The sequence below is a fragment of the Streptomyces sp. NPDC059850 genome (assembly GCF_042731515.1).
In the GTDB taxonomy this organism is placed as follows: domain Bacteria; phylum Actinomycetota; class Actinomycetes; order Streptomycetales; family Streptomycetaceae; genus Streptomyces.
The window spans coordinates 90,187-102,411 of sequence record NZ_JBHWJI010000034.1 but is presented as its reverse complement, the minus strand read 5'-3'; the positions used below and the strand labels follow the sequence as shown (position 1 = coordinate 102,411).

Below are 12,225 nucleotides of genomic sequence, written 5' to 3'. Positions count from 1 at the left end.
GGCCCCGCCCGTACGGTGCGTACGGGCGGGGCCGCCGAGGTGTGCGCAGGGCGCGGTCAGCTGCCGCCGCTGCCGAAGACGAGGGCCAGCGGGTCCTCCTCGTCGTACGAGCCCGAGGGCTTGTCGGCGTAGACGGTGCTCATATACAGCCGCTGCTGGGAGTAGATGATCTCCGAATAGGTGGGGCTGAACTTCATCTCCATCGCCCCGCTGGAGGTCGGGTTCTGCAGCAGCTTCGCCTTCTCGTACGACTTGGGGTCGACGCGCCAGACGGCGCCGCCCTGGTCGAACGTGCTCTCCTGGTAGGCGAGCACGAAGCCGTCCTCGTCGAGCCCGAGCGGGGTCATCGCGGCGCCCTTGGCACCGTCCGCCTTGCCGACCGGCTTGCCGGTGGCCAGGCTGAACGCCACGATCTCGTTGGCGGTGGTGCCGCTGTCGTAGCTATTGCGGTCCTCCGACCCCAGGAAGAGGGCGTCGGCCGACTTGCTGACGGCGACCTGCTTGCAGTCCTCGACACTGGTCGAGCCGCACCTGGCCTGATACTTGCCGTTCTCAGTGCTGATCTTGCCACGCACCGTACCGGCCTTGGCGCTGTCGTCGACGGACAAGAAGTCGGAGACCCCGGAGCTGGACGAGTCGCCCGCGTCGAGCCCGATCACCAGCGGATCGACGGACACGATGTACACGAACTTGAGGCCCCGCGTCACCTTATACTCGGACTTCACCGCACCCGTCTTCGGGTTCAGCGTCTGGACCAGGATCTGCGGATTGTCGAACCGACCGCACTGGCGCGCCGCGACCAGCTTGGTGTCACTGCCGGCGTAGCCGCGGTCCTTGCAGTCACCGGTGGACTGCGGCTTCCACAGCTGCTTGCCCGAGGTCGACCAGGCGGCGCCGCCACTGGAACCGCCCGCGGCGATCGTGCCACCGCCGATGGTCACCTGGTCGAAGGAGACCTTCTCGTCGCCCTCGCTGATGTCCCGGTGCCAGCGCATCTTGCCGTTCTTCAGGTCCAGCAGCGCGACCTGGCTGCAGCTCGGGTACTGGTCCTCCTTGGAGGGCTTGGCCTCCTGGTAGACGACCGCGGTCAGACCGTCCTTGGTGACATGCTCCGAGGACCAGCAGACCGCGCCGGCCAGCGGGATCGACCACTTCGGGCTGCCGCCGTTCAGCGGATAGCCGTCGATCTTGTTGGCACCGGCCTTCACGAAGGTGTCGTCGGTGGTCCACATGCCCTGGACCACGACCTGGCTCTTGACCTTCGGCATCGGGAGCTTGTTGATCAGCTGGGCGTTGACCGTCTTCGGGGCGGGCTTGTTCTCGGTGCCGCCGGTGCCGCCGCTGCTGCTGCCCTGGGTGGTCTGCTTGCCCTTGTCCTTGGCCTGCTCGTCGGACTTGTCGTCACCGCTGGTCGCGAACCATATGCCGCCGCCGATGATCAGGGCGACCGCGACCACCGCGCTGACGATGACCGCCATCCGCTGCTTGGACCGGCCGCTGCCGCCGGGGCCGCCGTGGCCCGGGCCGCCGGGGTACTGCGGCTGGGGCGGGTAGCCGTACTGCTGCTGGCCGTAGGGCTGCTGCCCGTACTGCTGGCCGAATTGCTGCTGTCCGTGCTGCTGCTGGTACGGGCTCGGGTAGCCGTAACCGCCCGCGCCCTGCGGGGGCGTCTGCGGCGGCGTCTGCGGCGGCTGCGGCGGCGGGCCGGGGGGCGGCGGGGGCGGGACGGGCGGCTGCTGCGGATAGCCGTAACTCGGCTCCTGCGGCGCGCCGAAGCCGCCCTGCGGCGGCTGATTCGGCGGCGGAGGCGGCTGTGACATGCGTATTCCTCTGTACGCGAGCCCATGAACCGACTCGGCCTCCCCCGCTATCCCGGAGGCGTTGGTGCCAAAGGCCGCCAGGATGGAGTGAATCGGACATGCGACCCGCCGGTGAGCAGCAGGGCAAGGCGGGAGTTCTTTGTATCACCCGGTCATGACAAGCCACGGACCGGTCGCCAACTCATTGAGCAGCTGAGACCGGCCCGTGACGCGACTGTTGCTCATGCGTCGTCGGCGAGTTCCAGCCAGCGCGTCTCCAGGTCGTCCCGCTCCCCCGTCAGCTCCCGCAGCTTGGCGTCCAGCTCGGCGACCCGGGCGAAGTCCGTGGCGTCCTCGGCGATCTGGGCGTGCAGCGTGGACTCCTGCTCGCTGATGCGGTCCAGCCGCCGCTCGATCTTCTGGAGTTCCTTCTTCGCGGCACGCTGCTCGGCCGCCGAACGCTGCGGCGCCTGCCCGTCGGACGGCGTCTCCGCGGCCTTCTGCTTGCCGGAACCGGAACCGGAGCCGGACGCGGACGGCGTCGCGGCCAGCGCCCGCTGCCGCCGCTCCAGGTACTCGTCCACCCCGCGCGGCAGCATCCGCAGCGTGGCGTCGCCCAGCAGGGCGAGCACCCGGTCGGTGGTGCGCTCCAGGAAGTACCGGTCGTGGCTGATGACCACGAGCGAGCCCGGCCAGCTGTCGAGTACGTCCTCCAGCTGGGTCAGGGTCTCGATGTCCAGGTCATTCGTCGGCTCGTCCAGGAACAGCACATTGGGCTCGTCCATCAGCAGCCGCAGGATCTGCAGCCGCCGCCGCTCACCGCCGGACAGGTCGCCGACCGGCGTCCACTGCTTCTCCTTCGTGAAGCCGAACTTCTCGCACAGCTGGGAGGCGGTCATCTCCTTGCCCTTGCCCAGCTCGACGCGCTGCTTCACCTGCTCGACGGCCTCCAGGACGCGGAGGCGCTTGTCGAGTTCGGCGACCTCCTGCGAGAGGTACGCGAGCTTCACGGTCTTGCCGACGGTGATCCGGCCGCTTGCGGGCTGCTGTTCGCCCTCGCTGCGCGCGGCCTCGGCGAGGGCGCGCAGCAGCGATGTCTTGCCCGCGCCGTTCACGCCCACCAGGCCGATCCGGTCGCCGGGCCCCAGCTGCCAGGTCAGATGCTTGAGCAGCATCTTCGGCCCGGCGGTGACGGTCACGTCCTCCAGCTCGAAGACGGTCTTGCCGAGGCGGGAGTTGGCGAACTTCATCAGCTCGGCGGTGTCGCGGGGCGGCGGGACGTCCTCGATCAGCGCGTTCGCCGCCTCGATGCGGAAGCGCGGCTTGCTGGTGCGGGCCGGGGCGCCGCGGCGCAGCCAGGCCAGCTCCTTGCGCATCAGGTTCTGCCGCTTGGCCTCCTCGGTGGCGGCGATGCGCTCGCGCTCGGCCCGGGCGAAGACGTAGTCGCTGTAGCCGCCCTCGTACTCGTGCACCGCGCCGCGCTGCACGTCCCACATGCGGGTGCAGACCTGGTCGAGGAACCAGCGGTCGTGGGTGACCACCACCAGCGCGGAGCGGCGGGCCCGCAGATGACCGGCCAGCCAGGAGATGCCCTCGACGTCGAGGTGGTTGGTCGGCTCGTCGAGGACGATCAGGTCCTGTTCGGCGATCAGCAGCTTGGCGAGCGCGATACGGCGGCGCTCGCCGCCGGACAGCGGGCCGATGACGGTGTCCAGGCCCTGCGGGAAGGCGGGCAGGTCGAGCCCGCCGAACAGCCCGGTGAGGATGTCCCGGATCTTGGCGTCGCCCGCCCACTCGTGGTCGGCGAGGTCGCCGATCACCTCGTGCCGGACGGTGGCGGCGGGGTCGAGCGAGTCGTGCTGGGTGAGCACGCCCGCCCGCAGGTCCCCGGAGTGGGTGACGCGGCCGTTGTCGGCCGGTTCGAGCTTGGCGAGGATCCGGATGAGCGTGGTCTTCCCGTCCCCGTTACGGCCGACGACGCCGATCCGGTCCCCCTCGTTGACCCCGAGGGACACCCCGTCCAGCAGTGCACGGGTGCCGTACACCTTGCCGACGGCTTCGACGTTGACCAAGTTGGTGACCATCACACTCCAGATACGCGGATCGACCGACGTCCCAGGGTAGTCGCGTCCGCGCACGGCTACGGCGGGCGGGCTCTCCGCTGACCGCTTACGGCGCGATGACCGCCGCCCCGGCCGCCGGACCGGACGCCGTCCGTACGGTGCGGCAGGTGCCGGAGGCCGTGAGCGCGGTGGCCACGGTCTGGGCGGCCTCCGCGTCCTTCGCCAGGAACGCGCAGGTCGGGCCCGATCCGGAGACCAGCGACGCGAGCGCCCCGGCGTCCGCGCCCGCGCGCAGGGTCTCGGCGAGCGCCGGGCGCAGGGAGAGCGCGGCGGGCTGCAGATCGTTGGTCACGGCGGCGGCCAGCGCGGCGGGGTCCCCGGTGCGCAGCGCCGTGAGCAGCGCCTCCGACGGCTCGGGGTCGGGGATGTCCTCGACGGTCGCGCCCGCCCCGGTCTCCTCCCGGAGCCGGTCGCACTCCCGGTAGACGGCCGGGGTGGACAGCCCGCCGTCCGCGACCGCGAACACCCAGTGGAACGTGCCGCCCGTCTCCAGCGGCGTCAGCAGCTCCCCCCGCCCCCGGCCGAGGGCCGCGCCGCCGACCAGGCTGAACGGGACGTCACTGCCCAGGTCGGCGCAGAGCGCGAGGAGTTCGGCGCGGCTCGTCTCCGTCCTCCACAGCGCGTCGCACGCCAGCAGCGCCCCGGCGGCGTCCGCACTGCCGCCCGCCATGCCGCCCGCGACGGGGATGTCCTTGGCGATGTGCAGATGGACATCCGGGGCGATGCCGTGCCGTGCGGCGAGCGCGATCGCGGCGCGGGCGGCGAGGTTGGTGTGGTCGGCGGGGACGTGGTGGGCGTCCGCGCCCTCGACGGTGACGCGGAGGGTGTCGGCCGGGGTGGCCGTGACCTCGTCGTGGAGCCCTACGGCGAGGAAGACGTTGGCCAGGTCGTGAAAGCCGTCGGGGCGCAGGCCGCCGACCGCGAGCTGAACGTTGACCTTCGCGGGGACGCGGGCGGTCACGGATCGGGTCACGGGGCTCCTCGGTGAGTTCGAATGTCCGGCGCCCCCATTGTCCCGCCTGCGGCGAACCGCCCCCACCAAGCCCCCTGGCGGCGTCCCGCCCCTCGGCCCGGGGCGCCTGCGGCGAGCCGTCCCCACCCCGCCCCTTCCCGAACCGGAGCTCCGCCCCGGCCCCCGCTCCTCAATCGCCGGAGAGGCTGGGATGCGGCGCCTCCGCCCCGGACCCAGCGGGGCCCGGGGACAGCCCCGAAGCGGCGACCCGAGGCAAAGGCCCTACGAGGCCCAGGGCACAGCCCTGGTGGAGGCCCGGGGGCGCAGCCCCGGTGGGGGTCCGGGGGCGCAGCCCCGGTGAGGGCCCGGAGGCACAGCCCTGGCGAGGGCCCGGGACGCAGCCCCGGCGGGGGCCCGGGGACGCAACCCCGGGCACAACCCCAGTGAGCGACCGGAGGCGCAGCCCCGAAGCGGCGGGCTGGGGCGCAGCCCTGGCGGGGTGCGGGGCGGAGCCCCGCAGTTGGGGGGCCGGGGGCTTTCCCCCGGGTCGGGCAGGGGGGGGGGGGGGGGGCCCCCCCCCTGTTGGGGGGCGGGGGGTGCCCCCCGGTTCGGGAAGGGGCGGGGTGGGGAACAAGCCCGGCGCAGGCGCCCCGTGCGGTCAGGCGGGCGGGGCGTGTTCGGCGATTTTGGCGAAGTCTTCTACCGTCAGGGACTCGCCCCGGGCCTGGGGGGAGATGCCTGCCGCCGTGAGGGCGGCCTCGGCGGCGGGGGCCGAACCAGCCCAGCCGGACAGGGCCGCGCGCAGGGTCTTGCGCCGCTGGGCGAAGGCCGCGTCGACGACGGCGAAGACCTCGTCGCGGGAGGCGGTCGTCGCGAGGGGTTCGTCGCGGCGGACCAGGGAGACGAGCCCGGAGTCGACGTTCGGGGCGGGCCAGAAGACGCTGCGCCCGATGGCGCCCGCGCGCTTGACGTGGGCGTACCACGCGGCCTTCACGGAGGGCACGCCGTACACCTTGGACCCGGGCGGGGCCGCGAGGCGGTCGGCGACCTCCGACTGCACCATCACCAGCGTGCGCTCGATGGTGGGGAAGCGGGCGAGCATGTTGAGCAGCACGGGGACGGCCACGTTGTACGGGAGGTTCGCGACCAGGGCGGTCGGCGCGGGCCCCGGCAGCTCGGTGACCTGCATCGCGTCGGAGTGGACGAGCGCGAAGCGGTCGGCGCGCCCCGGCAGCCGGGCGGCCACGGTGGCCGGGAGGGCGGCGGCCAGCACCTCGTCGATCTCGACCGCGACGACCCGGTCGGCGGCCTCCAGCAGGGCCAGGGTCAGGGAGCCGAGACCGGGGCCGACCTCGACGACGACGTCGTCGGGCCGCACCTCGGCGGTGCGCACGATGCGCCGCACCGTGTTGGCGTCGATGACGAAGTTCTGGCCGCGCTGCTTGGTGGGGCGTACGCCGAGCCGGGCCGCGAGGTCGCGGATGTCGGCGGGGCCCAGCAGGGCGTCAATGGGGTCGGTTGAGCTCACCGGGGAAGTTTACGGGGCGGCAGCGGGACCGTTCACTGGCGCAGCTTCTGGCCGCAGTGCGGCCACGGCGCGGAGCCGCGCTGCACGTACAGCTTCTTGGCCCGGTACGTCTGCTCGGCCGGAGGCGCGTCCTGGGGGCTGCCGTGGCCGCCGAGGGCCTGCCAGGTCTGGCGGTCGAGCTGGTAGAGCCCGCCGTAGCGGCCGGAGCTGTCGACGGCGCCCGGGCGGCCGCCCGATTCGCAGCGGGCCATGGCCTGCCAGTCGAGCCGGTCGGCCCCGGCGACGGCGGTGGGCGGGGTCATGGTGCCGACCCGGACGATGCGCGCGACGGGCGCCCGTACGGTCTCGGTGCGCACCTTGCGGGGCCGCTGCCGTACGCCGTCGACGGTGCGCACCTGGTAGATGGTGCGCAGGGTGCCGGGGTGGCCCTCCCGGGCGACCAGGTGGGTGCCCTTGAACAGGGTGGGGTCGGCGCGCTGGATGGTCGGGAACGGGACCGGCGTCTCGCGGATCTCCCTGCCGCCGGTGATGCGCATGACCCTCACGATCTGGCCGTCGCGCGGGAAGGTGTCCTGCGGCACGGAGGTGGTGTCGTGGCCGCGCAGGGTGATCCCGGCCGCCGCGAGCGCCTCGCCGATGGTGGCGGCGTTGGTGCGGACGGGGCGCTCGCGCCCGTCGGCCAGGAAGGTGACGGTGCGCTCGGTGCGGACGTGGAGATCGAGCCCGCTCCGGGTGATGGCGGCGGAGCGGGACGCCGACAGATAGGCGCCCTCGGCGCGCACACCGAGCTGGCGCAGCGCGCCGTCGACGGTATGGGCGGTGGTCCACACCCGGCGGCGCTCGCCGTCGACGGTGAGGGCGACGGGGCGGCCGTAGCGGACGGCGATCTCGGCGCCGCTGGTGAGGGGCTGGCCGGGGGCGGGGGCGACGATGTCGTGCGGGCTGACGTCGACGTCCTCGTCGGCGAGGAGTTCGGCCACGTCGTCGGCGTAGGTGTGGAGGGTGCGGGTGTGGCCGTCGACGCTGAGCCGGACCGCCTTGTCCTGGGCGACGAAGGCGGAGGTGCCCCCGGCCAGGGCGGCGACCACGAGCGCCTGCGGCAGCAGCCGCCGCACCGGGTCGGTACGGGCCGGGAGGCGTCCGCGCCGGGCGGCTCGGCGGGCGGCGGCACGGCCGCCCGGGACGCGGTGGCTGCCCTGCGTACGGCTCACGACAACACTCCACGGGTCACGCCTTAAAGGTGCCGCGGACTGTAGCGGAGTGTTCCGTCACTCTCCAAAGCCGATTAATTACCCTTCGTCGTCAACGGTCTTGGGGAGCACCCGGGTTCGGATAGCCGAAGACGCGCGCGGTGTTGACCGCCACGGCGGCCGCCAGGGTGCCCTCGGGGACGTCCTTGACGTCGGCCATGGCCCGCAGGGTGAACGGAATCAGGTACGGGGCGTTGGGCCGTCCGCGGTAGGGCGCGGGGGTGAGGAACGGCGCGTCGGTCTCCACGAGGAGGAGGTCGAGGGGGGCGACGGCGAGGGCGTCGCGCAGCGGCTGGGCGTTCTTGAAGGTGACGTTCCCGGCGAACGACATGTAGTAGCCGTGCTCGGCGCACACCTTGGCCATGGCGGCGTCGCCGGAGTAGCAGTGGAAGACGACGGTGTCGGGGGCGCCCTCCTCGGCGAGCACCCGCAGGACGTCGTCGTGGGCTTCCCGGTCGTGGATGACCAGGGCCTTGCCGTGCCGCTTGGCGATGTCGATGTGGCGGCGGAAGGAGCGCTCCTGGGCGGCCATGCCGTCGGGTCCGGTGCGGAAGTAGTCGAGGCCGGTCTCGCCGACGCCGCGCACCTGGGGGAGGGCTGCGAGGGTGTCGATCTCGGCGAGGGCCGCGTCGAGGGCCCGGTCGCCGCCGGGTTCCCTGGCGCCCTGCCGGGACCAGCCGTCAGGGTCACCCAGCACGATGCGGGGCGCCTCGTTGGGGTGGAGGGCGACGGTGGCCCAGACGGCGTCGTGGGCGGCCGCGGTCTCGGCAGCCCACCGCGATCCGGCGATGTCGCACCCCACCTGGACGACGGTCGTCACACCGACCGAGGCCGCCTTGGCGAGGGCGTCCTCGACGGTTCCCGTCTGCATGTCCAGGTGGGTGTGCGAGTCGGCGACCGGTACCCGCAGGGGGTCCGGGAGCGGGGGCGGAGCGTCCTTTTCCTTTTGCCTGCCGTTTTGTCCGCCGTTGTTCTTCGATGCTGATTGCGCCATGTGCGTGATTCTATGAATGCGAGCAAATGGCGCTCAGCTGACCCCTGCCGGGCTCATTTGCGATGGTGCGAAAAGGGGTGCAGCAGATTCGACAGGTGCCAGTGGTGCCCACGGCGCCGCGTGGGGCTCTCGGCGTCCGCCGCGCCGTCCGGCTCCGAACCATCCGGCTTCGGCTCCGTCATCGCACGCGGGGCGCCGCGGCGGGCGCTCTCCAGGACCGACGCGACCTGCCCCGCGCGCATGATGCGCACCAGATGCGCACCGCAGTTGACGCAGTCGGGGCTCGTCAGCGGAGACGGAACGCGCGTGCCGCCGGTGAAGTACACGACGAAGGGGTGGCCCTCGCCGTCCACGTGGTGCTCGATGTCGTACGACCGTTCCCAACCGTGCCCGCACTTCATGCAGGCGAAGGCGTAGGCCTCGTGGGCCACCTCACCGCCCGCCGGGCCGTCGGTGGGACGGGTTATCGGGTGCACGCCGTTCGAGGCTCCCGCTATTTCGGTCATGGCAGCTCCTCTTGCCCGCAGGACAAGTCTTCCGGGATTGGTACGTCCCCTTCGCTTCTCCTCCAGTGGACGCCTTTCCCGGCGGGATCGCAGCAGCTCTTCCCTCTCTTTGGGGGAGATTTAGCTGTGCACTATCGAAACCGCCCGAACGGCAGGCCTGCCCTTTGCCATTCAGTGGTGAGCTTTACCTTCGCGTGGCGCGCCCGCGGCCGCGTTCTTTGCCGCCACGACCGCATCGAACACCACCCTTTTGGGTACCCCGGCGGCCTGCGCGACCGCCGCGATGGCCTCCTTGCGGCGCTCCCCGGCCTCCTCGCGCACCGCGACCCGGCGGGCCAGCTCATCGGGACCGGCCTCGTCGGGGCCCGGTTCCGCGGCGCCCTCGACGACGACGGTGATCTCGCCCCGTACGCCCTCGGCGGCCCACGCCGCCAGCTCCTCCAGGGGGCCGCGCCGGACCTCCTCGTACGTCTTCGTCAGCTCCCGGCACACCGCGGCCCGCCGGTCCGCGCCGAACACCTCCGCCATGGCGGCCAGGGTGTCGGCCAGCCGGTGCGGGGCCTCGAAGTACACCAGGGTGCGGCGCTCCTCGGCGGCCTCGCGCAGCCGCCCCAGCCGCTCCCCCGCCTTGCGCGGCGGGAAGCCCTCGAAGCAGAAGCGGTCCACCGGCAGCCCGGATACGGCCAGCGCGGTGAGCACGGCGGACGGGCCGGGCACCGCGGTGACCGCGATGCCGTGCTCGACGGCGGCGGCGACCAGCCGGTAGCCGGGGTCGGAGACCGAGGGCATGCCCGCGTCGGTGACCAGCAGCACCCGGGCGCCGCCCGCCAGCGCCTCGACCAGCTCGGGGGTGCGCGCCGACTCGTTCCCCTCGAAGTAGGACACCACCCGGCCGCCCGGCTGGACGTCCAGCGCCTGGGTGAGGCGGCGCAGCCGCCGGGTGTCCTCGGCGGCGATCACGTCGGCCGCCGCCAGTTCGGCGGCCAGGCGCGGGGGCGCGTCCGCGGTGTCGCCGATGGGGGTCCCTGCGAGTACGAGCGTTCCAGTCACCCGGTCATCCTCGCAGCCCGCGGTTTCCGCCGCGTCGGCCGCTGTTTCCGCCGCGTCGGCCGCCGCTTCCGCGAGACACCACCTGATCCACGCCACACTCACAGACCGCTTCCCTACGATGGCCCGGTGAGCAGTGACACCGCGACCCACGCCCAGCCGGGCCGAGCCGCCGGCCAGCACCCGCCGGCCTGGCAGCGCCGGCTGCGCCGTTTCGGATACGCGGGCCGCCCCCGGCCCGGCGTACGGGAACGGCTGGTCCCGCCGTACCAGCAGCCGGGCACCCGGCTGTGGGAGACGCTCGGGGCGACCCCCGCGGTGGCGGCCAGAATCGCCCGCTGGAGCGGCTGGGGCGGGCCGCTGCTGGTCGCGCTCGTCGCCGGGCTGACCCGTTTCTGGCGCCTCGGCAGCCCGGACAACGTCATATTCGACGAGACGTACTACGCCAAGGACGCCTGGTCGGTCTGGCAGTTCGGCTACGAGGGCACCTGGCCGAAAACGGCCAACGACAAGATCCTCGACTCGCCGCAGCACATCCCGCTGAGCGACGCCGCGTCCTATGTGGTCCATCCGCCGGTCGGCAAGTGGGTCATCGGGCTGGGCGAGCAGTTCTTCGGGCTGACCCCCTTCGGCTGGCGGTTCATGCTCGCCCTGCTCGGCACCCTGTCGGTGCTGATGCTGTGCCGGATCGGGCGGCGGCTCTTCCGCTCCACGTTCCTCGGGTGCCTCGCGGGCGCACTGATGGCCGTGGACGGTCTGCACTATGTGATGAGCCGCACAGCGCTGCTCGATCTGGTGCTGATGTTCTTCGTGCTGTCCGCCTTCGGCTGTCTGCTCATCGACCGGGACAAGGCCCGGGCCCGGCTCGCGGCGGCGCTGCCGTCAGCGGTTCCGGGCAGCGACGACGAACCGGCCCGGCCCGACGCGACGGTCGGCCGGAGCCTGAAGCTGGGCGCCCGGCCGTGGCGGATCGCGGCCGGGGTGCTGCTGGGCCTGGCCGTCGGCACCAAGTGGAACGGGCTGTACGTACTGGCCGTGTTCGGCCTCATGACCGTCCTGTGGGACGTCGGCGCGCGCCGCACCGCTGGCGCCCCGCGCCCCTACCGGACGGTGCTGCGCCGCGATCTGCCGTGGGCGTTCCTGTCGACGGTGCCGGTGGCGGTCCTCACGTACGTCGCCTCCTGGTCGGGCTGGTTCGCCGCGAGCGGCACCTTCAGCCGGGCGCGCGGCTGGCGGGACAGCGGCTACTTCCGCCACTGGGCCGAGTCCCCGAAGCCGGACGGCGGCGGCTACGGCACCGGCGGTGTCTTCGACTGGCTGCTCAACCCGCTGCGCAGCCTGTGGCACTACGAGACCGAGGTCTACAAGTTCCATGTGGGCCTGGACTCGCCGCACGTCTACCAGTCCAACCCGTGGAGCTGGCTGGTCCAGTCCCGGCCGGTCTCGTACTTCTACGAGTCGCCGCGCGCCGGACAGGACGGCTGCCCCGAGGACGCCGCCGAGAAGTGCGCGCGCGAGGTGCTGGCGCTGGGCACCCCGCTGCTGTGGTGGGCGGCCTGCTTCGCCGTGCTCTACCTGCTCTTCCGGTGGGCGCTGCGGCGCGACTGGCGGGCGGGCGCGGTGCTGGCCGGGATCGCGGCCGGGTATCTGCCGTGGTTCCTCTACCAGGACCGCACGATCTTCTCCTTCTACGCCGTCGTGTTCGTGCCGTTCCTGTGTCTGGCGGTGGCCATGATGATCGGCGCCCTGCTGGGTCCGCCGGGGGCCACCGACACCCGGCGGGTGGTGGGCGCGGTCGGCTCGGGCGCCCTCGTCCTGCTCATCATCTGGAACTTCATCTACTTCTTCCCGCTGTACACGGGCCAGACGATGCCGATGGACGCCTGGCGGGCCCGCATGTGGCTCGACACCTGGATCTGACTCCCTGGATCTGATACTGGGCCAGGCCCCCGGAAGAAGGCGTTCCGAAGGGGTCGCGGGAGGTTCACACGATGCCGGTAGAGTGCCTCGAACCGCGGCCCCCACC

Annotated in this window: 9 protein-coding genes; 1 reads left to right on the top strand and 8 read right to left on the bottom strand. The window is 72.7% G+C overall.

The genetic code is table 11. The features are described 5' to 3' along the window. Window positions 1–56: 56 nt before the first annotated feature. The 8 genes from ACFV9T_RS26250 to rsmI form a co-directional block, all read right to left on the bottom strand. A complete protein-coding gene (locus ACFV9T_RS26250) occupies window positions 57–1,820 on the bottom strand; it encodes a hypothetical protein (RefSeq protein ID WP_385444462.1) in 1,764 nt (587 codons plus the stop codon). 221 nt (window positions 1,821–2,041) lie between these two features. After that, window positions 2,042–3,883, bottom strand: coding sequence for an ABC-F family ATP-binding cassette domain-containing protein (locus ACFV9T_RS26245; protein ID WP_385444461.1), 1,842 nt, complete (start codon window positions 3,881–3,883; stop codon window positions 2,042–2,044). Between the two features lie 85 nt (window positions 3,884–3,968). Then, window positions 3,969–4,895: a 4-(cytidine 5'-diphospho)-2-C-methyl-D-erythritol kinase gene (locus tag ACFV9T_RS26240; RefSeq protein ID WP_385444459.1), complete on the bottom strand. Its 927-nt coding sequence runs from the start codon at window positions 4,893–4,895 to the stop codon at window positions 3,969–3,971. A 637-nt stretch (window positions 4,896–5,532) separates the two neighbouring features. Further along, window positions 5,533–6,402: a 16S rRNA (adenine(1518)-N(6)/adenine(1519)-N(6))-dimethyltransferase RsmA gene (rsmA, locus tag ACFV9T_RS26235; protein WP_385444458.1), complete on the bottom strand. Its 870-nt coding sequence runs from the start codon at window positions 6,400–6,402 to the stop codon at window positions 5,533–5,535. Between the two features lie 32 nt (window positions 6,403–6,434). Beyond that, window positions 6,435–7,613 carry a ubiquitin-like domain-containing protein gene (locus ACFV9T_RS26230; protein ID WP_385444457.1) on the bottom strand — a complete coding sequence of 393 codons (1,179 nt, stop codon included), beginning with the start codon at window positions 7,611–7,613 and terminating at the stop codon, window positions 6,435–6,437. A gap of 91 nt (window positions 7,614–7,704) precedes the next feature. Beyond that, window positions 7,705–8,646: a TatD family hydrolase gene (locus tag ACFV9T_RS26225; protein WP_385444455.1), complete on the bottom strand. Its 942-nt coding sequence runs from the start codon at window positions 8,644–8,646 to the stop codon at window positions 7,705–7,707. A gap of 53 nt (window positions 8,647–8,699) precedes the next feature. Beyond that, window positions 8,700–9,152 (bottom strand): hypothetical protein, encoded by a 453-nt coding sequence (locus tag ACFV9T_RS26220; protein ID WP_385444453.1) that lies wholly within the window; start codon window positions 9,150–9,152, stop codon window positions 8,700–8,702. A 171-nt stretch (window positions 9,153–9,323) separates the two neighbouring features. After that, complete coding sequence (gene rsmI, locus ACFV9T_RS26215) at window positions 9,324–10,202, bottom strand: 16S rRNA (cytidine(1402)-2'-O)-methyltransferase (RefSeq protein ID WP_385444451.1); 879 nt, start codon at window positions 10,200–10,202, stop codon at window positions 9,324–9,326. A gap of 126 nt (window positions 10,203–10,328) precedes the next feature. Between rsmI and ACFV9T_RS26210 the strand changes: the two genes are divergently transcribed. Then, a complete protein-coding gene (locus ACFV9T_RS26210; RefSeq protein ID WP_385444449.1) occupies window positions 10,329–12,119 on the top strand; it encodes a dolichyl-phosphate-mannose--protein mannosyltransferase in 1,791 nt (596 codons plus the stop codon). The last annotated feature ends 106 nt before the right edge of the window (window positions 12,120–12,225 follow it).